Annotated in this window: 21 protein-coding genes, 1 pseudogene and 1 riboswitch; of the genes and pseudogenes, 13 read left to right on the plus strand and 9 right to left on the minus strand. The window is 71.7% G+C overall.

Going from position 1 to position 25,377, the window contains the following annotated elements:
- Positions 1 to 12 precede the first annotated feature (12 nt).
- The 4 genes and pseudogenes from ABKA17_RS21500 (at position 13) to ABKA17_RS21515 (ending at position 3,726) form a co-directional block, all read left to right on the plus strand.
- Entirely contained in the window at positions 13 to 1,359 is a 1,347-nt protein-coding gene (locus ABKA17_RS21500; protein WP_353693778.1) for an FAD-dependent oxidoreductase, read from the plus strand.
- A 27-nt stretch (positions 1,360 to 1,386) separates the two neighbouring features.
- Positions 1,387 to 1,755: pseudogene (locus tag ABKA17_RS21505) on the plus strand (ArsI/CadI family heavy metal resistance metalloenzyme); the annotation flags it as partial.
- Between the two features lie 79 nt (positions 1,756 to 1,834).
- Positions 1,835 to 2,482, plus strand: a complete 648-nt coding sequence (locus tag ABKA17_RS21510; protein ID WP_353693779.1) for a CatB-related O-acetyltransferase — start codon at positions 1,835 to 1,837, stop codon at positions 2,480 to 2,482.
- Positions 2,483 to 2,559: 77 nt separating this feature from the next.
- Positions 2,560 to 3,726: a barstar family protein gene (locus ABKA17_RS21515; protein WP_353693780.1), complete on the plus strand. Its 1,167-nt coding sequence runs from the start codon at positions 2,560 to 2,562 to the stop codon at positions 3,724 to 3,726.
- On the opposite strand, the gene ABKA17_RS21520 is transcribed toward ABKA17_RS21515, so the two are convergent.
- Together ABKA17_RS21520 and ABKA17_RS21525 are read right to left on the minus strand one after the other, a co-directional pair.
- Positions 3,723 to 4,523, minus strand: coding sequence for a class I SAM-dependent methyltransferase (locus tag ABKA17_RS21520; protein ID WP_353693781.1), 801 nt, complete (start codon positions 4,521 to 4,523; stop codon positions 3,723 to 3,725). The two genes, ABKA17_RS21515 and ABKA17_RS21520, sit on opposite strands and share 4 nt — an antisense overlap.
- The gene (locus ABKA17_RS21525) at positions 4,520 to 5,437 is read right to left on the minus strand and encodes a DMT family transporter (protein WP_353693782.1); all 918 of its coding nucleotides are present in this window, start codon (positions 5,435 to 5,437) and stop codon (positions 4,520 to 4,522) included. Before ABKA17_RS21525 ends, ABKA17_RS21520 begins: the two co-directional genes overlap by 4 nt.
- Before the next feature lie 39 nt (positions 5,438 to 5,476).
- Between ABKA17_RS21525 and ABKA17_RS21530 the strand changes: the two genes are divergently transcribed.
- Positions 5,477 to 6,001 (plus strand): MarR family winged helix-turn-helix transcriptional regulator, encoded by a 525-nt coding sequence (locus tag ABKA17_RS21530; RefSeq protein ID WP_353693783.1) that lies wholly within the window; start codon positions 5,477 to 5,479, stop codon positions 5,999 to 6,001.
- On the opposite strand, the gene ABKA17_RS21535 is transcribed toward ABKA17_RS21530, so the two are convergent.
- Positions 5,977 to 6,996, minus strand: a complete 1,020-nt coding sequence (locus ABKA17_RS21535) for a LacI family DNA-binding transcriptional regulator (RefSeq protein ID WP_353694225.1) — start codon at positions 6,994 to 6,996, stop codon at positions 5,977 to 5,979. The genes ABKA17_RS21530 and ABKA17_RS21535 overlap by 25 nt on opposite strands.
- Positions 6,997 to 7,235: 239 nt before the next feature.
- On the opposite strand from ABKA17_RS21535, the gene ABKA17_RS21540 reads away from it, so the two are divergent.
- The gene (locus ABKA17_RS21540) at positions 7,236 to 9,398 is read left to right on the plus strand and encodes a glycoside hydrolase family 36 protein (protein WP_353693784.1); all 2,163 of its coding nucleotides are present in this window, start codon (positions 7,236 to 7,238) and stop codon (positions 9,396 to 9,398) included.
- A gap of 56 nt (positions 9,399 to 9,454) precedes the next feature.
- Here the strand turns inward: ABKA17_RS21540 and ABKA17_RS21545 are convergent, their stop codons facing one another.
- The 4 genes from ABKA17_RS21545 to ABKA17_RS21560 form a co-directional block, all read right to left on the minus strand.
- A complete protein-coding gene (locus tag ABKA17_RS21545) occupies positions 9,455 to 12,307 on the minus strand; it encodes a carbohydrate binding domain-containing protein (protein WP_353693785.1) in 2,853 nt (950 codons plus the stop codon).
- 186 nt (positions 12,308 to 12,493) lie between these two features.
- A complete protein-coding gene (locus ABKA17_RS21550; protein ID WP_353693786.1) occupies positions 12,494 to 13,465 on the minus strand; it encodes an NAD(P)-dependent alcohol dehydrogenase in 972 nt (323 codons plus the stop codon).
- 304 nt (positions 13,466 to 13,769) lie between these two features.
- The gene (locus ABKA17_RS21555) at positions 13,770 to 14,489 is read right to left on the minus strand and encodes a DUF1775 domain-containing protein (protein ID WP_353693787.1); all 720 of its coding nucleotides are present in this window, start codon (positions 14,487 to 14,489) and stop codon (positions 13,770 to 13,772) included.
- A 57-nt stretch (positions 14,490 to 14,546) separates the two neighbouring features.
- Positions 14,547 to 15,179, minus strand: coding sequence for a hypothetical protein (locus tag ABKA17_RS21560; RefSeq protein WP_353693788.1), 633 nt, complete (start codon positions 15,177 to 15,179; stop codon positions 14,547 to 14,549).
- A 124-nt stretch (positions 15,180 to 15,303) separates the two neighbouring features.
- On the opposite strand from ABKA17_RS21560, the gene ABKA17_RS21565 reads away from it, so the two are divergent.
- The 4 genes from ABKA17_RS21565 to ABKA17_RS21580 all read left to right on the plus strand — a co-directional run bounded on the left by ABKA17_RS21565 (position 15,304) and on the right by ABKA17_RS21580 (position 18,534).
- Positions 15,304 to 16,179 carry an alpha/beta fold hydrolase gene (locus ABKA17_RS21565; protein WP_353693789.1) on the plus strand — a complete coding sequence of 292 codons (876 nt, stop codon included), beginning with the start codon at positions 15,304 to 15,306 and terminating at the stop codon, positions 16,177 to 16,179.
- A gap of 9 nt (positions 16,180 to 16,188) precedes the next feature.
- Positions 16,189 to 16,530 carry a VOC family protein gene (locus tag ABKA17_RS21570; protein WP_353693790.1) on the plus strand — a complete coding sequence of 114 codons (342 nt, stop codon included), beginning with the start codon at positions 16,189 to 16,191 and terminating at the stop codon, positions 16,528 to 16,530.
- Between the two features lie 63 nt (positions 16,531 to 16,593).
- On the plus strand, positions 16,594 to 17,412 hold the full coding sequence (locus tag ABKA17_RS21575; protein ID WP_353693791.1) for a hypothetical protein: 819 nt from the start codon (positions 16,594 to 16,596) through the stop codon (positions 17,410 to 17,412).
- A gap of 183 nt (positions 17,413 to 17,595) precedes the next feature.
- Positions 17,596 to 18,534 carry a hydrolase gene (locus tag ABKA17_RS21580; RefSeq protein ID WP_353693792.1) on the plus strand — a complete coding sequence of 313 codons (939 nt, stop codon included), beginning with the start codon at positions 17,596 to 17,598 and terminating at the stop codon, positions 18,532 to 18,534.
- A gap of 61 nt (positions 18,535 to 18,595) precedes the next feature.
- On the opposite strand, the gene metE is transcribed toward ABKA17_RS21580, so the two are convergent.
- Positions 18,596 to 20,908 carry a 5-methyltetrahydropteroyltriglutamate--homocysteine S-methyltransferase gene (metE, locus tag ABKA17_RS21585; RefSeq protein WP_353693793.1) on the minus strand — a complete coding sequence of 771 codons (2,313 nt, stop codon included), beginning with the start codon at positions 20,906 to 20,908 and terminating at the stop codon, positions 18,596 to 18,598.
- A 156-nt stretch (positions 20,909 to 21,064) separates the two neighbouring features.
- Positions 21,065 to 21,288: riboswitch (cobalamin riboswitch) on the minus strand.
- A 110-nt stretch (positions 21,289 to 21,398) separates the two neighbouring features.
- Positions 21,399 to 22,124: a carbonic anhydrase gene (locus ABKA17_RS21590; RefSeq protein WP_353693794.1), complete on the minus strand. Its 726-nt coding sequence runs from the start codon at positions 22,122 to 22,124 to the stop codon at positions 21,399 to 21,401.
- A 518-nt stretch (positions 22,125 to 22,642) separates the two neighbouring features.
- Between ABKA17_RS21590 and ABKA17_RS21595 the strand changes: the two genes are divergently transcribed.
- The 3 genes from ABKA17_RS21595 (at position 22,643) to ABKA17_RS21605 (ending at position 25,328) form a co-directional block, all read left to right on the plus strand.
- Positions 22,643 to 22,996, plus strand: a complete 354-nt coding sequence (locus ABKA17_RS21595; protein WP_353693795.1) for a DUF485 domain-containing protein — start codon at positions 22,643 to 22,645, stop codon at positions 22,994 to 22,996.
- Positions 22,990 to 24,582, plus strand: coding sequence for a sodium/solute symporter (locus ABKA17_RS21600; RefSeq protein ID WP_353693796.1), 1,593 nt, complete (start codon positions 22,990 to 22,992; stop codon positions 24,580 to 24,582). Before ABKA17_RS21595 ends, ABKA17_RS21600 begins: the two co-directional genes overlap by 7 nt.
- An 86-nt stretch (positions 24,583 to 24,668) precedes the next feature.
- Positions 24,669 to 25,328 (plus strand): YceI family protein, encoded by a 660-nt coding sequence (locus tag ABKA17_RS21605; RefSeq protein ID WP_353693797.1) that lies wholly within the window; start codon positions 24,669 to 24,671, stop codon positions 25,326 to 25,328.
- The last annotated feature ends 49 nt before the right edge of the window (positions 25,329 to 25,377 follow it).

Below are 25,377 nucleotides of genomic sequence, written 5' to 3' on the forward strand. Positions count from 1 at the left end.
AGGGGATCGCTCGTGAACGCCTCCTCCACCGACCGCCTGCCCGTCGTGGTCATCGGTGCCGGCCCCATCGGCCTGGCCGCCGCCGCACACCTCGTCGAGCGCGGCCTCGAACCCCTGGTCCTGGAGGCCGGCCCGGCCGCGGGCAGCGCCGTACGGGAGTGGGCGCACGTCCGCCTGTTCTCCACCTGGGGCGAACTCGTCGACCCCGCCGCGGAGAAGCTGCTCGCCCCGACCGGCTGGGCGCGCCCCGACGCGGCCGCCTACCCCACCGGCGGCGACTGGGCCGAGCACTACCTCCAGCCGCTCGCCGATGTCCTCGGCGACAAGGTCCGTTACGGCGCCCGGGTGACCGGGGTCGCCCGCGCGGGCCGGGACCGTGTCGTCGACGCCGACCGCGACGAGCAGCCCTTCACCGTGCACATCGAGACCTCGGACGGCCGCGAGGAGCGCCTGACCGCCCGCGCCGTCATCGACGCTTCCGGCACCTGGTCGACGCCGAGCCCGCTGGGCGCCGACGGCCTGCCGGCACTCGGCGAGAAGGCCGCCGCCTACCGCGTCGCCTACCGCGTCCCCGACCTCGCCGACCCGGCCGTACGCGCCCGATACGCCGGCCGGCGCACCGCCGTCGTCGGCTCGGGAGCCTCCGCCTTCACGGCCCTGGCGCTCCTCGCCGACCTGGCCGCCGACGCCCCCGGCACGCACGCCGAGTGGGTGCTGCGCCGCGGCATCGGCGCGAACACCTTCGGCGGCGGCGAGGCCGACCAGCTCCCCGCCCGTGGCGCCCTCGGCCTGCGCGCCCGGGCCGCCGTGGAGGCCGGGCACGCGAGCGCGGTCACCGGATTCCGCACCCGGGCCGTGGAGCGCGACGGCGACCGGCTCGTGCTCGTCGCCGAGGACGGCCGCCGCACGGACCCGGTCGACGAGGTGATCGTCCTGACCGGTCTACGCCCCGACCTGTCCTTCCTCTCCGAGCTCCGTCTCGGCCTCGACGACCGCCTCCAGGCCCCGACCGCCCTCGCCCCGCTGATCGACCCGAACGTCCACTCCTGCGGCACGGTCTACCCGCACGGCGTGACCGAGCTCTCCCACCCGGAGCAGGGCGTCTACCTGGTCGGCATGAAGTCCTACGGCCGCGCCCCCACCTTCCTCGCCCTGACCGGCTACGAGCAGGTCCGCTCCGTCACCGCCGCGCTCGCCGGCGACCAGGAGGCCGCCGAACGCGTCGAACTGACCCTCCCGGAGACCGGCGTATGCGGTGGCGCGGGCCTGTTCGACGAGCAGGAACAGTCCGATGGCGGCTGCTGCGCCACCCCAGCCACGCCCACCACCCTCCAGATCTCCACGTCCCGAGGCTGCTGAACCCCCATCCACACCAGGAGGTTGGTCATGTCCCGCGTACAACTCGCCCTCCGCGTCCCGGATCTCGAGGCGTCCATCGCCTTCTACAGCAAGCTCTTCGGCACCGAGCCCGCCAAACTCCGCGACGGCTACGCCAACTTCGCCCTCGCCGAGCCCCCGCTCAAGCTGGTCCTGATCGAGGGGACGGCGGGCGAGGCGACCCGCATGGACCACCTCGGCGTCGAGGTCGACAGCTCCGAGGAGGTCCGCGCCGACGCCGCCCGCCTGAGCGAGGCGGGACTGGCCACCGAGGTCCAGAACGACACCACCTGCTGCCACGCCCTCCAGGACAAGGTCTGGGTCCACGGCCCGGGTGCGGAGCGCTGGGAGGTCTACGTCGTCAAGGCCGACGCCGACTGATGCGGTGTCGTGGGGCGGGAGGTGCTGCGATCGTGGCCCCGTACACCCGCACCCGACCAGCGAGGACCCGCCCACCATGCCCGTGCCCGCCGACCCTACGGTGCTGCACCCCATGCCCGAGCAGCCGCGCGTGGTGCTGCTCAAGCCGCTCGTGAAGTCCCCGCTCATCGAGGTGGGGGAGTTCTCGTACTACGACGATCCGGACGACCCGACCGCCTTCGAGACCCGCAACGTGCTCTACCACTACGGGCCGGAGAAGCTGATCATCGGCCGGTTCTGTGCGCTGGGCACCGGCGTGCGGTTCATCATGAACGGCGCCAACCACCGGATGGACGGCCCTTCGACGTTCCCCTTCCCCACCATGGGCGGCTCCTGGTCCGACCACTTCGACCTGCTCACCGGACTGCCCAACAGAGGCGACACGGTCGTGGGCCACGACGTCTGGTTCGGACACGGCACGACCGTGCTGCCCGGCGTCCGGATCGGCCACGGCGCCATCATCGGCACCGGCGCCGTCGTCACCTCCGACGTCCCCGACTACGGCATCGTCGGCGGCCACCCCGCCCGCCTCATCCGCACCCGCCACAACGACGCGGACATCGCCCGACTGCTGGCGGTGGCCTGGTGGGACTGGCCGCTGGAACACATCACCGCACACGTACGCACGATCATGTCGGGCACGATCGAGCAACTGGAGGCGGCGGCCCCGGACCGGCACCGGTGAACAATTGAGGGGCGCGAAGCCAGCCGGAGTGCGAGGCTTCCGTCCGTCTGGTGCGGTGGTCGGAGTGTGGGGGACGGGTGCGGGTCGCGGAGCATGCGGTCTGGGGGCGGGATGTCCCGGTCAGGTATCTGCTGGTTCAGGAGGACCTGGACGGTGTGGAGGAGTACTGGGGGCGCTGTGCGGGTGTCGAGGGCCTGTTCGTCGACAAGGTGCCGCCCCGGCGTGAGGTGCTGACGCTGCGGGGCTGTACCCCCGAAGGCGCGCTGCGGGACGCCCTGGCGCCGGACGGCGCGGCCACCGCGCTGCTCGGGGACCTGTGCGTCGAGGTCTGGGACGAGGAACAGCCGCTCCAGTGGTGGACCCTCGTCGACACCGTCGTCCTGGCACACCGGCCGAACCGGAAGGACCCGGCCCTGGTGGACGTCGTCTTGGGCGCGGGCGTGGAGCCCGAGACCGCGTGGGCGCACACCCTGCCGACCGTCCCGGCGTTCAAGGTGTTCGCAGGGACCACCGCGTCCGCCCTCCCCGCCGGGCCGTGCCAGGACGTGGAGGGGCTGTTCGTCCCCCGTCACGGCCCGCCGCCCGTCCCGATGCACCTGGTCGGCTGTGAGGCCGCCGAGCCGTTGCGTGCCCTGCTGGGCCGACGGCGCAGACACGACAGGGACTGGGTGCAGCTCTGGGCGCTGGACCGCCATGGCCGGGTGATGTACCGCCACTCCGTGTACCTGCGGATCGAGACGGCCCGCCCGTCCGTCCTCGGAACCGACCTCCTGGACATCACCCTCACCGACGGCGGGGACCAGCGCCCCCTCCTCGCCCGCCCGGTCTGGGAGACCTGGTACCAGGGAGTTCCGACGGCTCCCAACCAATGGGCCCCGCTCACCACCGAGGCCCGGCACGAGTGGCTCGAACTCACCGCCACCGGCGCGCGCGAGCAGCACCCAGACCGCACCGGCGGCGTCCACCACCTCGACGGCAGGTTCGTCACCGACCACCCCGGCCTGTACTGCGCGTTGGCCGAGGCGCTGGTGGGGCCCGGTAACTACTTCGGGCGGGAGTGGAACGCCTTCAGGGACTGCCTGGGCGGCGGCTTCGGCATCGCCGCGCCCTTCACCCTGGTCTGGCACGACTCCCACATCGCCCGCCGGACGTTCGAGGACGACGTGTCGGAGGAGGGGCTCACCTACTTCGAGGAGATCGTCCAACTCCTCGAACAGCGTGGCGCCACGGTCGATCTCCGCTAACCCCGCGTGCGGCCCCGTACGGCCCAGGCCCGGGCCCGCAAGGTGATCGTCCCGTCCGCGTCGGCCGGTACCCGCTCGCGCAGTGTCCCGCGCAGCCGTTCCCGTGCGGCCGGGGGGAGGGCGGCGACGTAGCCGGGGGCAGGGCCCTGGCCGGAGAGGAAGGGGTCCCACAGGTCGTCGAAGTGGGCGAAACGGGTCGTGATGTCGATCGGCGCGACCGTCACCTCCGTCAGCCCGGCCTCGGTCCACAGCAGGCGTAGCGCGGAGGGCCGGCAGAGCGGGAAACGGCGGCGTTCGTCCTGGGCGGCGGCCGAGGGGTCGAGGTCCGTCGCGGCGGCCCAGAACAGACGGAGGAGGTCCATGCCCTCGGCGTAGTCCCACACATACGCGGCGACCACTCCGCCGGGCCGCACCACGCGCGCCGCCTCGGCCGGGGCCCTGCCGGGCGTGGGAAGGAAGTTGAGGACCAGCCCGCTGACGGCCGTGTCGAAGACGGCGTCGCGCACCGGCAGGGCCTGCGCGTCCGCCACCGCGAAATGGGCCGGCCCTGACGCCGTGGCACGGGCTGTGGCCACGAACCCGGCGGACCCGTCGAGCCCCAGCAGGGTGCGCGGACGGCAGCGGGCGGCCACTGTGGAGGCCAACGCGCCCGAACCGCAGCCGACGTCCAGCCACCGCGCGTCGGGGGCGGGCGCCAGCCACTCCAGGAATCCGTCGGCCACCAGCCGGCTCCACCGGCCCATGTAGCGCTCGTAGGCCTCGCCGGCCGCCCACACGTCGAAGCGTCCTTCGCTCACTCCTCCACCTTGCACCGGTCCACCCCGGGAACGCAGGCGTACGGCTGCTCGCGCACGGCAGGTGCCGAGGGGCGGGCGGGTCGTCCCAGGAGCACGCCCAGCAGGACGAGCGCGAGTCCGCACAGTTGCCGGCCCGTCATCGCCTCGCCCGCCACGACGGTGCCGAGCAGCACACCGGTGACCGGGTTCAGCAGCCCGATCAGACCCACGGTCGCCGCGGGGAGGTGGCGCAGCCCGGCGAACCAGGCGGTGAAGGCCAGCGCGGTCGCGACCAGCGAGACGTACCCGAAGGCGAGGAGCGACGGCCCGGTCAGCGCGGGCGGCGGGCCCTCCACGGCCGCGGCGACCGGGAGCAGGAACAGTGCTCCGGCGGTGAGCTGCCAGGCGGTCGAGGCGAGCACGTCGCTGCCGGCGTTCCACCGCTTGGTCAGGATGTGCCCGAAGGCCGACACCAGCATCGCCCCCACCGAGGCGAGCACCCCCGGCACGCTCACGCCGCTCGCCCCGGTCAGCAGCATCAGACAGACCCCGCCGAGCCCGACCGCCGCGCCGGCGAGGTGGGCGCGGCCGGGGCGTTCGGCGACCAGGGGCCAGGCGATGAGCATCATCGTCAGCGGGGACATGGCCATGACGGTCGAGGCGACGCTCGTCGGCAGCAGCTGGGAAGCGGCGTAGACGAGCACGAAGAACACGCTCACATTGAGCAGCCCCAGCACGGCCGACCGCCCCCACCACACGCCCCGCGGCAGCTTCCGGCACAGGGCCAGCAGAACGAGCCCGGCGGGCAGCGCCCGCAGGGCGGCCCCGTACAGCGGGCTGTCCGCGGGCAGGTACTCGTGCGTGACGAAGTAGTTCGTCCCCCAGGCCACCGGCGCGACCGCGGTCAGCGCCACCCAGCGCGTATTACCTTCCATGGAAGGCAATATAGCTTCCCAGGAAGGTATTGTGACTCCATGGAACACCCCGACCACGTGGCCCGCATCCAGGCCGACTGGCGCCGCGAACGGCCCGACCTCGACGTCACCCCGCAGGGAGTGATCGGCCGACTGCACCGGCTCGCCGACCGACTCACCGAGGAACTCTGCCTCGTCTACGGCCATCACGGCCTGAGCGAGGGCGAGTTCGACGTCCTGTGCGCCCTGCGCCGGGCCGGCGAGCCCTACGAACGGGCGCCCGGCGAGCTCGCCGCGCACACCATGGTCACCACCGGCGCGATGACCAAGCGGATCGACCGCCTGGAGCGCGCCGGACTCGTCACCCGCCGCCGCGCCGACGACGACCAGCGCGGCCGGATCGTCGCCCTCACCCGCCCCGGCCGGGAACTGATCGACCGGGCCTTCACCGACCACATGCGCAACGAACGCCGCCTGCTGGACGCGCTGACACCCAACGAGGCCGAGACGCTGGAGACGCTCCTGACGTCGTGGCTGGCCCGTGTGGAACCCCCGGGCGGTCAGGCGGCCGGGCGCACCGACTGACGGATGACGAGTTGTGTGCTGAGCACCACGTGGTCGTCGCCCGCGATACGGTCCTCCCGCTCCAGGGCCAGCCGCACCGCGGTGCGGCCGAGCTCCTCGTACGGCACCCGGACCGTGGTCAGCGGCGGGGTCAGGTCTGTGGCGAACGGCACGTCGTCGAAACCCACCACCGACACGTCGCCCGGCACGTCGAGACCGGCCTCGCGCAGGGCGGCCAGCGCACCGAGCGCGACCATGTCGGAGGCGGCGAACACCGCGCTGAACGCCTGCCCGGCGCGCAGCGCGTCACGGGTGCGCAGATAGCCCGAGGAGCGGGTGTACGTCCCTGAGGTGTCGAGCTCCTCGACGTGCTCGGCGCCGTGCGCGCGCAGCGCGTCCCGGTAGCCGGACCGGCGCTGGTCCGAGCTGGTCAGCCCCTGTTCGCCGCCGAGGAACAGGACGCGCCGGTGCCCCGCGGTCAGCAGATGCGCCGCGGCCTGGAAGGCGCCGCCCCGGTTGTCGTAGTCCACGACCGTCACGGGCAGCCCGGGCGCGATCGGCGGGCGGCCGACCAGGACGAGCCGCGACCCCGCGGCGTCCAGGGCCTTGGCGTAGCCCGCCATCCGGGCCGCGTACGCCTCGTCCGGTGTCGCTCCGCCGACGAGCAGGACGGCGGCCGCGTGCTGCTCACGCATCAGCTGCACCAGGTCGTCCTCCCGGGCCGTGTCGTCGTGTGTGGCGCACACCAGACTCAGCCGCCCTCGCGCGGCCGCCTCCTGCTCCACGCCGGCGGCGACATGGGCGAGGGAGGGGCCGGTGATGTCCTTGACGACCAGGGCCACCGGGCCCGCGACCCGGCCGGAGAGGGCCTTGGCGTGCACGTTGACCACGTAGTGCAGTGACTCGACCGCCGCCATGACCCGGGTCCGTGTCTCGTCGGAGACCGGGTAGTTCCCGGCGAGGGTGCGGGAAACGGTTGCCACGGAGACGCCCGCCTTGGCCGCGACGTCGCGGATCGTGCTGGGCCGGTCCTGAGCGGCGCGCTTGGCGCGCTTTCGCTTCCCGGAGCCTTCCGTCGTGGGCCTGCCGTGTGTCCTGTCCGCCTCGTCCGTCACGGCTCGACGTTACTGCACGCGGAGTGCCTTGCGGCATCCGGCGGTGGGCAACTACCGTGCCAACACAGTAAACGTTTTCCAAGCGCAAGCCGCACCCCTTCGCGCCCTTCCCACTCCCTCCCCTCGCCCGGAGCCGCCCCATGACCCCGACCCATCTGCGATGGGGCAGCGACGAGCTGTCCCTGCTCATCCGCCTCGACCCCGCCGGCCCCGCCCGCCTGCTGGCCGTAGGCGAGACGGCCGGCCTGCCCGACCCCGCGCACGACACCGACCTCTGCGACCGGCTCGCCCGACGGGCGCTGCCCCTGGTCGAGATCCAGACGACGGACGGCGGACGCCTCGGCACCTCCGGCAAACGGCATGTCGACGGCGCCCTCTCCCGCGGCCTGAGCTGCACCGGCCATGACGAGGACGACACCGCGGGCGTACGGACGCTGCGGATACACATGGCCGACGAGGCGACCGGAGTGCGCGTCACCGCCCGGTACCGGCTGCGGGACGGCATCCCCGTGCTGCACGCCGACGCACGGGTCGAGAACGCGGGCGGCGCCCCGGTGTCCCTGGAGTACGTGTCCTCCTTCGCCCTGGCCAACCTCGCCCGTCGACTTCCCGCCGGTGAGCGCTGGGAGGACGGTCTGTCCCTGTGGCTCGCGGCGAACCCCTGGAGCGGCGAGTTCCGTTGGTCGCGGGCCACGCTCGCCGAACGCGGGCTGTACGACGTCGGCATGGTGGCGTACGGCCAGACCGGCTCGAAGAACCGCCTCGCGGTGACCAGCACCGGTTCCTGGTCCTCCTCCGAACACCTGCCCACGGGCTGCCTGGAGGAGACGGGCACCGGACGCGCCCTGCTGTGGCAGATCGAGCACAACGGCTCCTGGCACGCCGAACTCGCCGACCGCTTCGACGACTTGTACCTGACCCTGTCCGGCCCGACCGACCGCGAACACCAGTGGCGCCACCGCCTTCAACCCGGGGAGTCCTTCCGCACGGTCCCGGCCGCGCTGGCCTTCGTCACCGAGGGAGGCTTCGAGGCCGCGGTCCGGGCCATGACCGGGCACCGCCGGGCCACCCGCCGCGCCCACCCCGATCTGGAGCAACTGCCGGTCGTCTTCAACGACTTCATGAACAGCCTGATGGGCGAACCCAGCACCGAGGCCCTGCTGCCGCTGGTCGACGCCGCCGCGGAGGCGGGGGCCGAGGCCTTCTGCATCGACGCGGGCTGGTTCGACGACGAGCCGCCCGGCACCGTCGGACCGGGCGGGGTGCCAGGCTGGTGGAACGCGGTGGGGGAGTGGCGCGAGGCCAAGTCCCGCTTCCCCGGCGGGCTTTCGGAGGTGCTCGACCGGGTCCGCGCCCACGGGATGACCCCGGGGCTGTGGCTGGAGCCCGAGGTCGTCGGTGTGCGCAGCCCGGTCGCGGCCGCCCTGCCCGACGAGGCCTTCTTCCGCCGGGACGGGGTCCGGGTGGCCGAGTGGGGCCGCCATCAGCTCGACCTGGGCCATCCGGCCGCGCGTGCCCATCTCGACGCGGTGGTCGACCGGTTGGTCCACGACTACGGCGTCGGGTATCTGAAGCTGGACTACAACATCGACATCGGCGCGGGCACCGACGGCCCGGACGGCACCCGCAGCCCCGGCGACGGCCTCCTCGTCCACAACCGCGCCTACCTCGACTGGCTCGACGGCGTCCTCGACCGGCACCCCGGGCTCGTGCTGGAGAGCTGCGCCGCCGGCGGCAGCCGCACCGACCACGCGACGCTCTCCCGGCTGCCCGTCCACTCGGTCACCGACCAGCAGGACTTCCGCCTGATCCCGGCCGTCGCGGCCGCCGCGCCCACGGCGGTCACCCCGGAACAGGGCGCGATCTGGGCCTACCCGCAGCCCGGGCACACCGACGCCGAACTAGGCATGGTCCTGGTGTCGGCGCTGCTCGGCCGCGTCCATCTCAGCGGCCGCCCCGACCTCCTGAACGAGGATCAGATGGCGCTGGTGCGCGCGGCGTTGGCGACGTACAAGACCTACCGGCATCTCCTGCCCGCCGCCCACGCCCGCTGGCCGCTGGGGCTGCCGGGCTGGCGTGACGGTTGGCTCGCGCTCGCGCTGGACACCGAGGAGGGGACGACCCTGCTGGCGCTGTGGCGTCGCGACGGGGCGCCGGAGTCGGTGACGGTGCCGTCGGTCACCGGGCGGCCACGGGTGCTCTTCGGGGCCGGGGAGCCGGCGGAGCTGCGGTGGGACGAGAGCGCCGGCGCCCTTCGGGTGAGCCTGCCCGCCGAGCGGTCCGCGGTCCTGATCGCCTGCTGAGCCGAACGGCCCCGTCCTGGTGAACACGCCACCGGGACAGGGCCGTTGCCGTCCCCTCAGCGCCTGCGCAGCACCACGGTCGTACCGGGCCGCACCCGCAGCTCGGCGTTCCCGCCCACCCTGGCGCCGGTCACCAGGTCCCGCGCGGCACCGAAGCCCTTCGTGGTGAAGGTGTACGCGCGGTCCGCGCCGGAGTTCATGGCGATCAGGTACGGGCCGTACACACAGCGGTAGAAGGACGCGCGCCCGGCGTACGGGCTCTCCACGCCCGGCGTCTGCTCCGGGACGTCGTCCGGTGCCTTGGCCAGGGGCAGCACCTGTCCGGCGAAGGCCTGCCGCAGTGCGTCGCCGGGCGGCATGAACCCGCCGTCCGGGATGGCGAGGTCGTTCACCGTGAACTCGAAGTTCACCCAGTCGGGTTCGGAGAAGGTCCGACCGTCCGCGACGTACTTGACGTCCTGCCAGACGGTGGCCGAGCGCTCGACTCCCGAGGCCGTGAGGTGGTGGACGCGGGCGAGCCGGTTGACGCCCCAACGGGCCCGCCAGTACAGGGAGATATAGAGGATCTCGTCACCGTGCTTGATCGCGACGAGGCCGTTCTCCTCGTCGGTGAAGACGAGGTCCGGCGCCCCGGGTGTCATGGGCAGCTGCGCCCCGCTGCCGGCGGCGGTGCTGAGGTAGGCGTAGTCGTCGGCGGTGCTGAGCAGGTTGAGGTTGGTGCGGGAGGAGACCGTCGCCGCGTGGGAGTCGGCGAGGGACTGGAACGCCTGTCCGTCGGAGATCGACTGGCGCGCGTACGAGACGAGGTCGGGGTCCTTGAGCTGGGCGGCCAACTTCAGTGCGTGGCCGTCCCACTTGGCGTCCTGGTCGTAGGCCACCTTGCCCGGGTACTCGGTGTCCCGCCAGCCCACGAGGGTCTCAAGCCGCATCGCCCGGTAGCCGTCACGGTCCACGGCCGGGTGCCGGAAGACCATGCGCGCCTTGGCCATCTTGACCAGATGGTCGCGCAGCGTCGCGTCCTCGACGCCACCGATGCCGGTCACCGCGTCGTACACGAACGACAGCCATTCCTGGAGCTCGCCGTAACTGCCCGCGTAGCCGAGCTCCTTGGAGACGCCCTTGCTGGTGACCTGGTGGTAGGAGCCGCCGAGCGGCCGGGTCGGGGTGCCGTCCGCCCGCTCCGGGCCCAGCCAGGGGACCAGACCGACGGACTGGTAGATGTAGTCGCGGGCCTTCTTCTCGCCCCAGGCCCGGTCGGGGCCGAGATACGCCAGGCCTCGGTCGGCGAGGTAGAGGCCGATGGCGCAGATGATCGCCTGGTTGGTGTACTGCGGGAAGTTCTGCCGCCAGTACTCGCGGCTGTCCAGCAGCAGTTTCGTCCAGGCGGCCCGGCGGACGACGGGTGCGTACGACGAGCCGTCCGGTTCGGTCATGGACAGGTCGTCGAACCAGGCGGTGCCCGCTCCCGACAGACGCACGCCGACGGTGACCTGGGCGGCCGTGGCGGGCGTGGTGAGGGCGAGGGTGACGTGCTCCCAGTCGTGGGTGCCGGCCGAGGCGTAGGCCTTGTGGTCCGTGCCGACGAGGGTGCCGTTCGCGTCGTGGAAGAGGATGTCGAGGTAGGCGCTGTCGGTGCCGACGCCGTCCGTCCTGATCCAGGCGCCGTAGGTGTAAGTGCCCTGGTCCACCGGGATCTTGGCGGAGGTGCTGTAGCCGACGGTGCCGGAGGCGGGGATCGTCACCTTGGCTGAGGCGTGGCCGGTGCGGTGGACGGTGGTGTCCCGGGAGGCGGTGCCGCTGCCGGACCAGGTGGTCGACTTCCAGCCGGTGGTGCCGAACTCGAAGCCGGGATTGGGGAGTCCGTACGGCGAGCCGAGGACCGGTTCGTCCAGGAGCGGCTCCAGCTCGTCGGCGAGTGCCAGCAGGACCAGGCCCGCCCGGCCTGTGCCCATCCACTGCTGGCTGGAGCCGGTCATCACGGTGGCGTCCGTGAGGTACTTCCAGTAGATGCCGTCGAGGCTGCGGGCGATCTGCGGCGGCACGGCAACGTTGTCATACGCGGCGGTCGCGGGCATACGGTAGGCGCGGGCGAGGAAGTCCAGGTACCACAGGTCGAGTTGGGCACTGGTGCGGGAGGCCTCGGACGCGGCCCGGGCCAGCACACGGTCGTTGATCGTGCCGATGATCTCGGTGCCGGGGGAGGTGCGGGTGGCGGGCGCCGGGAGGGTGCCGGTGACATCGCCGTCGGCGAGGTCGAAGTACGGCTGGTCGTGGGTGTAGAGGCGGTAGATCGTGCGGCTCGGGCCCGTCATGTCCTTGTAGTACGCCTCGGCCGTGGCCGCGTAGCCGGCTATGCGGCCCATCGAGCGGATCTCCAGGGTCACGGACTTCTTGCCGGAGGTGAGGTCGAGGGGGAGCGGGAGGGTGTGGAAGAAGAACCGTTCCGGGGTGCGCGGGTCGTCGCCGGCGATGTCGAGGGGGTCGACGGCACCCAGGTGGTAGTGGCCGACCTGCTCGCCCTCGGCGAAGAGCTGGAGACGGCCGAGATCGGCGCCGCTGTCGGAGCCCCAGAGTTTGACGGTGACGTAGGTGGGGCCCTTGGGGCGGCAGGCCATCGTGGCGGAGAGGGTGCCGCCCCAGAAGCCGGCGGTCTCCGGTGCGTTGAGCACCCGCGCCGCCTGGCCGAGGCCGCCGCCGACCACGTCGGAGAGCGTGGCGGTCAGGCCGTGGGCGGACTCGGAGGAAGCGTCCCCGACGACGAGGGTGTCGAGCGGTCCCGCGCCGGTCCGTTCGCCGCTGTCCGCGTCGGCGTCGGCGGCCCGGGCGGTGCCGCCCTGCCACAGCCATCCGGTCGCCGCGGTGCCCGCGGCCAGTTTGAGGAGGGATCTGCGGTGGAGGGATTCGGGCATGACGAAGGTCCTCTCGGCGGTGCGGAGAAAGGCGAGGCAGAGCGGCTGACCAGTAAACGTATTCCACGCTAATGAGGAAGATCTGGCGCGGTCAATGGTCGTACCGCTGTGAAACGTGGATCGCCGCAGTTGGGTGAGAGGCGGGAAGCAGGAGAATCGCGCAAACGGTTACCGGGTGTGCGGACCTCAGATCGTGACGACCAGTTTGCCTCGCGGATGGCCCTTCTCCAGGTGGCGTACGGCGTCGGCCGCCTCGGCGAGGGGGTACGCGCGGTCGACGACGGGAGCGATCGCTCCCGCCTCGACGAGTGCCTTGAGGGTGAGGAGGTCCTGCTGCCGGGTGACCGCGAACAGCGGCCGGAAGCGCTGGCCCACGAAGGCGGAGAGCACCAGACCACGGACCCACCGGTCCAGGCCGCCGAGCACGGGACCCGCGTTCTCGCCGCCCACGAAGACCACGGTGCCGCGCGGGGCGAGGACTCGGCGCAGTCGGGAGAGGGAGCGGTTTCCGGCGGAGTCGAGGACGAAGTCGTAGCGCACCGACCGGGCGGTGATGTCCTCGCGCGTGTAGTCGATGACGTGGGTCGCGCCGAGCGAGGCGACCAGCTCGGCGGCGCCGGGGCCGCAGACGCCGGTCACCTCGGCGCCGTAGTGCGCCGCGAGCTGGACGGCGTAGGTCCCGACGCCTCCCGAAGCGCCGATGACCAGCACCTTCTGCCCCGGTCGCGGACGTGCCACGTCGAGGCCCTGGAGGGCGGTGACACCGGAGACGGGCAGGGCGGCGGCCTGCTCGAAGGTGAGGCTCGCGGGCTTGGCGGCCAACTGCTCGGCCTTGCCGCACGCGTACTCGGCGAAGGAGCCGTCGCACTGGCCGAAGACCTCGTCGCCGGGCTTGAAGGCGGTCACCTCGGCCCCCACCGCCTCGACCCGGCCGGCGGCGTCCCAGCCGCGCACGGTGTGAGCGGGCCTGCGCACCCCGAGCTGAGGGCTCAGGCGCGCGATGTAGGGCCGCCCGGTCATCAGGTGCCACACGCTCGGGTCGACCCCGGCGGCCCGCACCTCGACGAGCACCTCGTCGGCGCGGGGGACGGGACGGTCGATCTCCCGCAGGTGCAGGGTGTCGGTGGAGCCGTAGGCGTGCTGGACGATGGCCTTCATAGGGGCTCTCCTTGACCGCCGATTGGTCGGGATTCCCTCGGATCGTCGCGGCGATCCGTGCCCCTGGCCAGTGTTCGGGGTAGGACTCCGTCAGGAGTCGAGGAGAGGACGGACGCGATGCGCAGGGTTCCCGTCCGGGCCGTCCAGGTGGTCGGAGTGCTCGCCGCGGTGGCGGTCGCGCTGTGGGTGGCCGTCTGGCTCGTCAGGAACTTCTGAGGCTGGCCCCGCACCGCGAACGTCCGTCGGTGCGGGGGCTGTTGGTGGCTGCCGAAGTGCTCGGGCGCTCGCGGGGAGCGCGGCCGGATTACTGCTGAGAGGCGCTGCGTCGACGTACGGCGAAGGCGACCGCAGCGGCGACGAGCAGCACCGCAGCCGCGATGCCGATCCACGCGCCCGTCGACAGACCGCCGCCCTCCTCCTGCTCCGTGTCGGCGGCCTGCGGGGTGGCGTCGTCGCCGCTCTGCGTGGCGGTCGGCGTCGGCGTCGGGCTCTCGGACGGGCTGGGGGTGGGGCTGACGGTCGTCGCGCCCGGTGCGGCCGCCTTGAGCTCGAGGACCGGGGCCTCGTTGCCGTGACCGTGTCCGTGGCCGTCGTCGGACTCGCCCAGTTCGATCCAGCGGTCGACCTCGCCGTCGCTGTAGGTCTGGAGCGTCTTGAACGCCAGCTCCTTCGCGTCGGGCAACTGCCGTACGACGACCGAGTGCTCGGCGTCGCCGCCGGTCTTCAGGGCCGGGCCCTTCACGGTGTAGCCGTCGTCCGTGGTGGCGAACTTCCAGCCCTCGGGGCCCTCCTTGTACGTCACGTCGGACGGGGCGATGCCCTTGGGCAGGATCACCCGGAGCTGGGTGATGCCGGCGGTGGCGGACTCCGACTCGGCGGTGAAGGTGAGCTGGACGTCCTCGGCGAGGGCCTGCGCCTTGTCGGCCTCGACCTCCACATGGGCGGCGGCCGGAACGGCGGTGAGCAGAACGGCGGTTGCGGCGGCCGCGGTGGCGACGGCGAGGCGGCGGGTGGTGCGGGACATGGGTGTCTCCAGGCGGGGGGTGGTGCCCGGGCGGCCGCAACGGGCCTCCCGGCGTGGTCAGTTGACGTGGGCCGGGCTGGAGAGGGGAGGACCGCGCCGTGACACCGCATGGGCGAGCACCGGTCCGATGGCCGTCGTGCAGTCGATGTGCACCGGCACGAGAAGCGTTGCCCCGAGTCGCAGGGTCGTCCGGGGCCGCGTGAACAACCTCCGCGCGGCGGCCACATGGGCGCGAGCCGTGGCGAGTGCGGTGGCGGCCAGGTCGCGCACGAGGGTCCAGCAGGCCGTGTCCGCGCGATGCAACAGCACCGCGACGAGTACGGCGGCCAGCGCGTGGGCCGCCGCCATGGCGAGCGAGTCGTAGGAGCTCGTGGGAGTGCTGCCGTGCGGATGACGACCGTGGTGGTGGGCGGGCGGCCGCGCGTGCGCGCCGAGGGTCAGCCACAGGTGCAGACCGGACTGGCCCACGACGCTGGCGGCGACGACCGTGCCCACGTGCCGGGGGCGGCGTACGCCCACCAGTCCCAGGACGAAGAGTCCGGCGGCCACCGCCGAGCCCTGTCGCCAGGGCACGCTGCCCTCGGCGGCCAGATGGTGGGCGCTCACCCCCAACACCGCGCCGACCACGGCGAACACCGCCGCCCGCAGGACGGGCAGGGGCGCGGGTCGGTGCGTGGGGGGCCGGTGCATGACCTGCTCATCTTGGGCCATGGGGCGCGTGGTGCGCAGGTTGCTCGGCAAAAGAGACGGACGCATCAGGGGATTCGCGATACGATACGTCTCGTCTTGGTTGAGGAGTGAGAGGAGAGCGAACGTGGAACACATGGTCGACGTAGCCCCCGGTGTGCGCCTGTGGGTGGAGGACCGCGGCACCGTCGGGGCCCCTCCGCTGCTGATGATCATGGGTGCCCAGGCGTCGGGGCTGGGGTGGCCCGACGAACTGGTCGACAGGCTCGGCGCCCAGCACCATGTCATCCGTTACGACCACCGGGACACCGGCCGTTCCACCTGGGGCTTCGATGAGCGGCCCTACCCGCTCACCCGGCTCGCGGAGGACGTCGTGGCGGTGCTGGACGGGCTCGGCATCGAACGCGCCCATGTGGTCGGCATGTCACTGGGCGGCATGCTCGCCCAACTCCTCGTCGCCGACCACCCCGACCGGCTGCTCAGCGCCACCCTGATCGGCACCGCCGCCCTCAGCAGCGCGCCGTACACGGCTCCGGACGGAACCCGCGTCCCGCCCGAGGAACTTCCCGGCGTCGCGCCGCACCTGCTGGAGATGTGGGCCCGTCCGGTCGAGGACCGAGGCCTGGAGGCCGAGTTGGCACGCCGGGTCGAGCACTGGCGAGCCCTCGGCGGCGAGCGGTTGCCCTTCGACGCCGGGTACGCCCGCGCTCTGGAGCGGAGGATCATCGAGCACACCGGCCACCACGCCACCAACACCGCGCACGCCCGCGCCGACACCTCCGGCATGGACCGCACCGCTCGACTCGCCCGCACCGACGTGCCCGTCCTGGTCATCTCCGCCCCGGCCGAACCCGTCGCCCCACCGCCGCACGCCCATCACCTGGCCCAGGTCATCCGGGGCGCCCACCTCGTCGAGATCCCCGGCATGGGCCACGCGCTCCCGCCCGCCGTGCACGCACCGCTCGCCGACGCGATCCTGGAGCACACGGCGAAGGCTGCCTAGCATGGGCCAATGGCCCTAGAGCTCTTCGCAGGCATCCCCGTCAGCGACTACCAGGCGGCACAGGTCTGGTACGAACGGCTCTTCGGCGTCCCACCGGCGTTCTTCCCGAACGACACCGAAGCCGTATGGGAGTTGGCGGAACACCGTTACGTCTACATCGAGCATCTCCCCGACCGCGCCGGCCATGCCCTGCACACTCTCTTCGTCGACGACCTCGACACCCGTGTCGCCGCGATCACCGACCGGGGTGTGGAACCCGTGAAACGCGAGACCTACTCCAACGGCGTCCGCAAGATCACGTACCGCGATCCGGACGGCAACGAGATCGGGCTCGGGGGCGGCCCCGTCTGACCGCGCGGCAGTGGTCCGACGCTGTCGTGGTGTGCCGAGGCCCGCTCTGGAAAACTCGGAGCCATGGGGGAATCGGACGATACGGCGGCATCTGGTACGAGGTCAGAGGAATCGAACCGGCCGTTCCTGGCCGGGGTCACGGCGTTCGGCAGCGCGGTGGCGCTGGCTTTCACGAGCGTCTTCTTCGGTTGGCTGCCGAACCCGTGGGCGGGCGATGACGGGGTCAGGCCCGGATTGGAGGCCCTCTCGCTGTCCGTGGAGGAGGAGTCGAGAGTTCCCGCCGTGGTGAAGACCGGAGAGGGCGAGGCGCCGCGCGACACCACGACGCTGGGAATTCCGGTCCTGCTCACGCTCCGGAACCGGGGCGATCTGACGGCGGTGATCACCGACTTCCGGTTCACGGTGCGGCGTGTCGCCCGGGCCACCGATCCGTGCCGGACGAAACTCCCGCCCACCGGCGGACCTGTCGCTGTGACCGGCAGCTTTGATGTGAGCCTGCCCGAGAAGGGAAGCGAGGTGCTGGCCCGGTCGTTCGAGATCCCGCCGGGCAGGTCCGAGGCCGTCCGGTTCGTGCTCGGGGAGCCGGAAAAGGATCTGTACTACGAAAAGGAGCAAGGGCGGACACGGATCTATGTCGTGGCGGTCTCCTATCGCGAAGGGGCGGAGGAGCACTTCCAGGAGGCGGGCACCGTGGCCCTCCTGTCGCCGCCGGAGGCCTCCAGGATCCTGCTCGACTTCGCGTACGAGTTCCCCGAGCTCCGCAAGTCGGAGCTCGACTGCCGCGGGAAGGTCCGGCGTGAACTCGTGCGCGCCGTCGAGGAGTCGGATCGCCACGGCCGTGACCTGGGCGAGTATCTGAAGGTGCTCGAGACCATCGAGTGAGATCGGCGTCGGTCTGTGCTCGGTAAGAGGTCTACGTGAACCCCCAGTGGGCCCTGCCGCCGTTCTGGATCTTCTGTGTAGCGTCCAGCCGTGTGTCGAGCGGCAGTTGTCCAACCGCCGTTCTACGCGCGCAGATCAGGCACCCGCACCGCCTCCCTTCCCCCACTTCCGGAGGTTCTCCGCATGCTCGGCCTCGGTACGTCCCCCCGCAGACTCACCACCGCTTTCACCGTGTTCGGCCTGCTGACCGCCGGCGCGGCCGTCCAGGCGTCGACCGCCGCTCCGGCGGTCGCGGCCGCCTCGCACCGCGTCCTGTTCGACAACGCGCACGCCGAGACGGCGGGCAACGCCGATTGGATCGTGTCGACCAGCCAGCCCGACCCGACCGGCGAGGACTCCTCGCCCGCCGACGAGTCGGACTGGACGGGCGCGCTGTCCTCCTGGGGCGTGGCGCTCCAGCAGACCGGCGACTACACGCTGGACACCCTGCCGTCGGGCTCCGCCCTCACCTACGGCGGTTCCTCGGCGACGGACCTGTCGAAGTTCGACACGTTGGTTCTGCCGGAGCCCAACACGCTGTTCACGACGGCCGAGAAGACGGCGATCATGAACTTCGTGAAGAACGGCGGCGGCCTCTTCATGATCTCCGACCACACCGGCGCCGACCGCAACAACGACGGCGAGGACGCGGTCCAGATCCTCAACGACCTCATGACCGACAACAGCGTCGACTCCACCGACCCGTTCGGCTTCTCCATCGACTCCCTCAGCATCAGCTCCGGCTACCCGGCGGCGATCAGCGACAGCACCGATCCGGTCCTGCACGGTTCGTTCGGCACCGTCACCAAGAGCCTCATCGCCAGCGGCACCACGGCCACCCTCAAGCCCGCCGACAACTCCGCCGTCAAGGGCCTGCTGTACCGCAGTGGTTACTCCGGCAACACCGGCGCCTTCTTCGCCACCAGCACCTTCGGCAGCGGAAAGATCGCGTTCTGGGGCGACAGCTCCCCGATCGACGACGGCACCGGCCAGTCCGGCAACACCCTGTACGACGGCTGGAACGACACCGGCGCCACCAACGCGGCCCTCGCCCTGAACGCCACCGAGTGGCTCTCCTCGTGACCTAGGGGAACAAGCGGGTGCGGCCCCGGCGAAACCGGCCGGGACCGCACCCGCGGTCGACTCAGGACACCTCGCCCCGCACCGCGTGCGCCGCCGCCACCAGGTTCTCCAGCGACGCCCGCACCTCGGGCCAGTCCCGGGTCTTCAGACCGCAGTCGGGGTTCGCCCACAGCCGCTCCGCCGGGATCGCCTCAAGTCCCTCGCGCAGCAGGGCCGCCGCCTCCGCCACGCCCGGCACCCGCGGCGAGTGGATGTCGTACACGCCCGGCCCCGCCTCGCGCGGATAGCCGTGCGCAGCCAGTTCACGGGCCACCTGCATGTGCGAGCGGGCCGCCTCCAGGCTGATCACGTCGGCGTCGAGATCGTCCATCGCGCCGACGATGTCGCCGAACTCCGCGTAGCACATGTGGGTGTGGATCTGCGTCTCGGGCCGTACGCCCGCCGTGCAGAGCCGGAACGCCTCGGTGGCCCAGGCCAGATACGCGGGGCGGCCGGCGGCCCGCAGCGGCAGGGTCTCGCGCAGTGCGGGCTCGTCGACCTGGATCACCGAGGCGCCGGACGCCTCCAGGTCGGCGACCTCGTCGCGCAGGGCGAGGGCGACCTGGCGGGCGGTCTCCGCGAGCGGCTGGTCGTCACGGACGAAGGACCAGGCGAGCATGGTGACCGGACCGGTGAGCATGCCCTTGACCGGCCGGTCGGTGAGGGACTGGGCGTACGTCGTCCAGCGGACCGTCATCGCCTCGGGGCGCGAGATGTCGCCGGCGAGGATCGGCGGGCGGACGTAACGGGTGCCGTAGGACTGGACCCAGCCGTGCCGGGTGGCGAGGTAGCCGGTGAGCTGCTCGGCGAAGTACTGGACCATGTCGTTGCGTTCGGGCTCGCCGTGCACGAGGACGTCGAGGCCGGTCTTCTCCTGGAAGGAGATCACCTCGCGGATCTCGGCCTCGATACGCGCCTCGTAGGCCGCCGTGTCGATCCGGCCGCCCTTCAAGTCGGCCCGTGCGGTGCGCAGTTCGCCGGTCTGCGGGAAGGATCCGATGGTCGTGGTGGGCAACGGCGGGAGCGACAGATGGGCGCGCTGGGCCGGGGCCCGATCGGCGTAGGGCTGTGGCCGGCGCGTGTCGGCTTCGGTGACGGCTGCCGTCCGGGCGCGCACGGCCGCGTCGTGGGTGATCGGGGAGGCCGCGCGGGACGCCAGGTCGGCGCGGTTCGCGGAGAGTTCGGCGGCGATCGTGGCGGTGCCGTGGGTCAGGCCGCGCGCCAGGGTGACGGTCTCGGACGTCTTCTGGCGGGCGAAGGCGAGCCAGCGGGCGATCTGCGGGGCGATGTCGCGCTCGGCCGTCACGTCGAGCGGGACGTGCAGCAGGGAGCAGGAGGCAGCCACGTCGACCCGGTCGGCGAGCCCGAGCAGGGTGCCCAGCGTGGCCAGTGACGTCCCGAGGTCGTTGATCCAGATGTTGCGTCCGTCGACCACGCCCGCGACCAGCCGCTTGCCCGGCAGCCCGCCCACGGCGGCGAGGTCGTCGAGGTTGGCGGCGGCCGGGCCGGTGAAGTCCAGGGCGAGTCCGTCGACGGGTGCCTTGGCCAGGACGGGCAGGGCCGGCCCGAGCCGGTCGAAGTAGGAGGCCACCAGCAGCTTCGGCCGGTCGGTCGGTGCGCCGAGTTCACGGTAGGCGCGGGCGGCGGCGTTCAGCTCGGCCGGGGTCCGGTCCTGGACGAGGGCGGGCTCGTCCAGCTGCACCCACTCGGCGCCGGCGGCCCGCAGGTCGGCGAGGACGTCGGCGTAGACGGGCAGCAGCCGGTCGAGGAGGGTGAGCGGGTCGAAGTCGGCGGGGACACCGGGCGCGGGCTTGGCCAGCAGCAGGTAAGTGACCGGGCCGACCAGGACGGGCCGGGCGGCCAGACCGAGCGCGAGGGCCTCGCGTACCTCACCGACCTGCTTCGAGGCGTCCGCGGCGAACACCGTGTCGGGGCCCAACTCGGGGACCAGATAGTGGTAGTTGGTGTCGAACCACTTCGTCATCTCCAGCGGCGCCACGTCCTGACCGCCGCGGGCCATGGCGAAGTAGCCGTCCAGCGGGTCCGCTTCGACGGCCGCGCGGTGGCGCGCGGGGACCGCGCCGACCATGACGGTGGTGTCCAGGACGTGGTCGTAGTACGAGAAGTCCCCGGTCGGCACCTCGTGGAGACCGGCCTCGGCCAGCTCCCGCCAGTTCGACCGGCGTAGATCGGCGGCGGTGCGGTGGAGGGCTTCGGCGCTGACGCGGCCCTTCCAGTAGCCCTCGATCGCCTTCTTCAGTTCCCGGTCCGGGCCCTGGCGGGGGTAGCCGTAGACGGTGGCGCGCGCTGCCACGGCCGTGGAGTCGGTGGTCACGGAACTCTCCTTCGCGAGCTGTTCTCGTCGGACGACCCCGGCGAGGGGAGAACGCGAAGGTGAACGGCACTCCCGGGCGAGTGCACTGAAAACCGTGCCTGCCTGGAGTGTTCGCCGACCCGCCCTCGAGGTCACCGGGATCTCCGCGCACGAGTCCGTCGTACGCGGGCAGTGGCAGGTCTTCGGACTCGCGGGCACACCTCGTGACGTACGAGGCACCTACTGGCCGTCGCTTCCCGGACCCGCTTCACCGGATCCAGTGCGTATGACGGCGGTCGTTCCCGCTCACCGCTGCGGGGCAGTCCCGGATTCCCACCGGGTTCCCTCTTGCGACGCGCCTGCCTGGCGGGCAGGGCGAACCAGCTGCGGGGTCAGCCTATACAGGCGAAGGGGGCGAGGGCCAAGGCGATCGACGTGAGGTGCGGGGTGCGCGCGGGCGAACGCGCGGGCGCCGCCGGTGAGTTCACCGGCGGCGCCTGTGGGCCGAGGATCAGGACAGGCGGTGCACGAGCTGGGTGGTCAGCTCGTAGCGGGCGCCGACGACCGCGAGTTCACCGGTGGCCACCTTCGCGGCGAGGTCCGGCTCGGCGGCTATGCGGGAGCGGATCGCGCGGACGTTGGCGTCGATGGTGGCGTCGACGCGGGCGGCGCCGTCCTTGGTGCGGTCGATGTTGGGGCGTATCTGGTCGGCCAGATACTGGATGTGGGCCGGCAGTTGCGCACCGGAGATGTCGGTCTCGACGGCGGCCTTCACGGCACCGCAGGACTGGTGTCCGAGGACCAGCACCAGGGGGATGTCGAGTTCGAGCACCCCGTAGGCGACGCTGCCGAGCACGGCCTCGTCCAGCACCTCGCCGCCGCTGCGGACGGTCATCAGGTCGCCGAGACCCTGGTCGAAGACGAGCTCCGGGGGAACGCGGGAGTCGATGCACCCGAGGACGAGGGCGAAGGGGTGCTGAGCCGTCGTCAGGCTCTGTCGCACGGCCGGTGATTCGTCCGGATGACGCTCGCGGTAGGTGCGCCAGCGCAGGTTGCCCGCCGCCAGTTCGCGCAGGGCCTCGCCCGGGGTGCCGGGACGGGGACGGCTGCCGAGGGGGGTCGCGGAGGCGGGGCCGGCGCCGAGGGTGAGGCCGGCGCCGATCGCCGCGGCGCCGGTGAGCCCGGCGCGCAGGAGTGCGCGGCGCCCGGCTCTGTCGGGGGTGTCTTGAGAGTTCACGGAGACGAACGTATGACCGAGTCCGGTGCGGATCCCTCTCGTTACCGAACCATGGTGAAGCGAGGGGGAAACGTGACGAGTTGCTGGGCGGATCTTGGTCATCTCCAGGGCCGTCCTTGATGGGGACGCGGTCCGCGCTCGCCCGGCTGTGCGGTGCGTTTGAGACAACCTGGCGGGGGAGAAGGTGCAGACCTATTCCCGGGAAGGGGCTTTTCGCAGGCTGTGGGGGAGCTCGCGCGCAAGCCTTGGCGTGCGAATGAGTCACGGCGCGGATCCACCCCGTTCATCCCGTTGATAGTTCAACGGGCACGCTGCGAGAATCCCGGTCCCGACCGCGTCGCGAAATTTTCGAATCACGCGAATTTCTGATTCACAAATCCCCCACGAAGTCTGCACAGAGCTTGGCTCTGGCCTGCCTCCGCGCAAAGCAGCGAAGAAGGTGCATTGTGTCACGGCACTCCACGCCGTTCGGCGCGCCGCCGCCGTACTCCGAAACTCCCCACGGCCCAGCGGAACATATGCCGGTGGCGCACGATCCCGCATATCGGACACTCCGTCGTACCCATCGGCAATTCGGCGTGAAGGCAACGTCCGTCGCCGTCGGCGGATTTCTTCTCTACGTCCTGCTCTCGAGTTTCGCGCCGACTGTGATGAACCGTTCCGTGAGCGGACACCTCACCCTGGGACTGGCTCTCGGGCTGGGGCAGTTCGTGCTGATGGGCGTCATCGTGTGGCGCTACCTCGTGCACCACCGCACCCGCGTCACCCCCGTGGTCCGCAGTCTGCGCGGGCTCGTCCGACATCAGGAAGCCGCCGTGGGACGGGCCCGGACGACGGCCGCTCCCCGTGAGGGGGACCTTCGCCGATGGTGACGACCGGCGCCGCGGTCGCGGACCGCTTCAGCCTGCAACTGACGCTCGTGCTCTTCCTGTCGGTGGTCGTCGTCACCCTCTTCACCGCGCTGCTGACCGCACCGCAGGGCGACGAGATCAGCGAGTTCTACCTCGGCAACCGCCTGATGTCCCCGCTGCGCAACGGCCTTGCCATGTGCGGCGACTATCTGTCGGCCGCGACCCTGCTGGGCAGCACCGGCCTGGTCGCGCTGACCGGCTACGACGGACTGCTGTACCTGTGCGGCACCGCCGTCGCCTGGATGATGGTCCTGCTGATCATCGCCGAACCCCTGCGCAACGCGGGCAAGTTCACCCTGGGCGACACCCTGGCGTACCGCCTGCCGCGCCTGCAGCGGCCGGTCCGCCTCGCCCTGGCCCTGTGCACCCTGGCCATCGCCACCCTTTATCTGGTCGCCCAACTCGTGGGCAGCGTCGCGCTGTTGACCCAGTTCACCGGTGAGCCGAGCGCCACCACCCGCACCCTGTGCGTGGTCGTCATCGGTGTCATCGTCATCGTGTACGCGGCCATCGGCGGTATGCCCGGCGCCACCTTCATCCAGGTCGTCAAGGCCGTCATGCTGATCTCCGGGGTCACGGTGACCGCCGTGATGGTGCTGCACCGCTTCGACTGGAACTTCGACGCCCTGCTGGCCGCCGCCGCGGACAACAGCGGCCAGGGGCAACGGTTCCTGGAACCCGGACTGCGCTACGGCGCCAGCACCACCAGCAAACTGGACTTCTTCAGCCTCCAGTTGGCCATCGTGCTCGGCCTCGCCGCGCTCCCGCACGTCATGATGCGGCTCCTCGCCCCGAAGCAGGTCGCCGTCCTGCGTTCCTCGGTGGTGTGGGCGATGGGCCTGGTCAGCCTCGTCTGTCTGGCCGCCGGCATCCTCGGGCTCGGGGCCACCGCCATCGTGGGGCGCGACACCATCGCGCAGACCGACCGCAAGGGCGACGCCGCCGTCCTGCTGCTCGCCCAGAACCTCGGCGGCGGTCTGCTGACGGCCCTGCTGTCCTGCCTGGCCTTCGTCACGCTCCTCGCCGTCGCCGCCGGCCTCACCCTGGCCGCGGCCTCCTCCCTCGCCCACGACCTCTACGGCGAGGTGATCCGCAAGGGGCAGGCGAAGGAGACCGAGGAACTGGCCGTGGCCCGGCTCGCGGCCGCCGTCATCGGTGTTCTCGGCATGCTGCTCGCCCTGATTTCCTGGGGCGCGAATACGGCCACCCTGGCATTCCTCGCCTTCGCGATCGCCGCCTCCGCTCTCCTGCCGACCCTCGTCTACACTCTGTTCTGGCGGCGCTTCACCGCACAGGGCGCTCTGCTCAGTCTCTGCGGCGGCCTGCTGAGCTCCGTCCTGCTCGTGGTGTTCTCGCCGGTGGTTTCCTCCACTCCCGCCTCGCTCTACCCGTCCGCGGACTTCGCCCTGTTTCCCCTGCAGAATCCGGGCATTGTCTCCATTCCGGCCGGATTCCTCCTCGGCTGGCTGGGTTCGGTGTTGAGCCGGCCCGATCCGTCCGAAAGCTTCGACGACTTCGAGGTGCGCACCCTCGTCGGAGTGGACTAGGCGATGGCATGGCGGACTTGTGGAGTTTTTGTCCATTGTTGATCAGGGCTTGCGACAACAACTCCCGTGCAGTAATTAGGTGAATCATGAAATTGTTCAGCCGTGACACCTCGCTCCGCCGTTCGGAGCGGACCGTCACGCCCCCGCCCCCCACGATGTCACCGGCCGTCGGCACCGCGGTCCTTCCGGATCCGGCGCTGGCGCCCCTGACCGGCGAATGGGTCATCGACCCCGCCCACAGCAGGATCGGCTTTTCCGTACGGCACGCCATGGTGACCACGGTTCGCGGCTCCTTCGCGGAGTACCAGAGCCGTCTGTATTTCGATGGCCGCGATCCCTCCCGCTCACAGGCGGAGATCGTGCTGTCGACCGGCAGCGTCGACACCGGTGTGGAACAGCGCGACGCCCACCTCGTGGGCCGCGACTTCCTCGACGCCAGGAACTACCCGCGGATGCGCTTCGCGAGCACCGCCGTCGAGATGACCGGCAACGATGTCTACCGGATGACCGGCGACCTGACCATCAAGGCCGTCACCCGCCCCGTGGTGCTGGAACTGACCTACATAGGCCATGTCACCGACCCCTTCGGCTATCAGCGGGCCGGGTTCGACGGCACCACCACGATCAACCGCACGGAGTGGGGCCTGAACTACAACTCCAAACTGGCCGAGGGCGGCGCCATGGTGAGCGAGAAGGTCCGCCTCCAGTTCGACATCGCGGCGATCCGCACCGCGCCCGTCGGCTGACCCGCCCCGGGCCGGTCGGGGCCGCGCCGGCACCGGGCCGCGGCCCCGA

Origin of the sequence: Streptomyces sp. RG80, from assembly GCF_040446465.1 — a bacterium.
Taxonomy (GTDB): domain Bacteria; phylum Actinomycetota; class Actinomycetes; order Streptomycetales; family Streptomycetaceae; genus Streptomyces.

Excerpts from the sequence above, each read along its gene's own strand:
- ABKA17_RS21580 (WP_353693792.1), top strand. The coding sequence starts at position 17,596 with ATGCTCGGCCTCGGTACGTCCCCCCGCAGACTCACCACCGCTTTCACC.
- ABKA17_RS21525 (WP_353693782.1), bottom strand. The coding sequence starts at position 5,437 with ATGGAAGGTAATACGCGCTGGGTGGCGCTGACCGCGGTCGCGCCGGTG.
- ABKA17_RS21530 (WP_353693783.1), top strand. The coding sequence starts at position 5,477 with ATGGAACACCCCGACCACGTGGCCCGCATCCAGGCCGACTGGCGCCGC.
- ABKA17_RS21510 (WP_353693779.1), top strand. The coding sequence starts at position 1,835 with ATGCCCGTGCCCGCCGACCCTACGGTGCTGCACCCCATGCCCGAGCAG.
- ABKA17_RS21550 (WP_353693786.1), bottom strand. The coding sequence starts at position 13,465 with ATGAAGGCCATCGTCCAGCACGCCTACGGCTCCACCGACACCCTGCAC.
- ABKA17_RS21600 (WP_353693796.1), top strand. The coding sequence starts at position 22,990 with ATGGTGACGACCGGCGCCGCGGTCGCGGACCGCTTCAGCCTGCAACTG.
- ABKA17_RS21570 (WP_353693790.1), top strand. The coding sequence starts at position 16,189 with ATGGCCCTAGAGCTCTTCGCAGGCATCCCCGTCAGCGACTACCAGGCG.
- ABKA17_RS21540 (WP_353693784.1), top strand. The coding sequence starts at position 7,236 with ATGACCCCGACCCATCTGCGATGGGGCAGCGACGAGCTGTCCCTGCTC.
- ABKA17_RS21560 (WP_353693788.1), bottom strand. The coding sequence starts at position 15,179 with ATGCACCGGCCCCCCACGCACCGACCCGCGCCCCTGCCCGTCCTGCGG.
- ABKA17_RS21575 (WP_353693791.1), top strand. The coding sequence starts at position 16,594 with ATGGGGGAATCGGACGATACGGCGGCATCTGGTACGAGGTCAGAGGAA.
- ABKA17_RS21605 (WP_353693797.1), top strand. The coding sequence starts at position 24,669 with ATGAAATTGTTCAGCCGTGACACCTCGCTCCGCCGTTCGGAGCGGACC.
- ABKA17_RS21555 (WP_353693787.1), bottom strand. The coding sequence starts at position 14,489 with ATGTCCCGCACCACCCGCCGCCTCGCCGTCGCCACCGCGGCCGCCGCA.
- ABKA17_RS21595 (WP_353693795.1), top strand. The coding sequence starts at position 22,643 with ATGCCGGTGGCGCACGATCCCGCATATCGGACACTCCGTCGTACCCAT.
- ABKA17_RS21545 (WP_353693785.1), bottom strand. The coding sequence starts at position 12,307 with ATGCCCGAATCCCTCCACCGCAGATCCCTCCTCAAACTGGCCGCGGGC.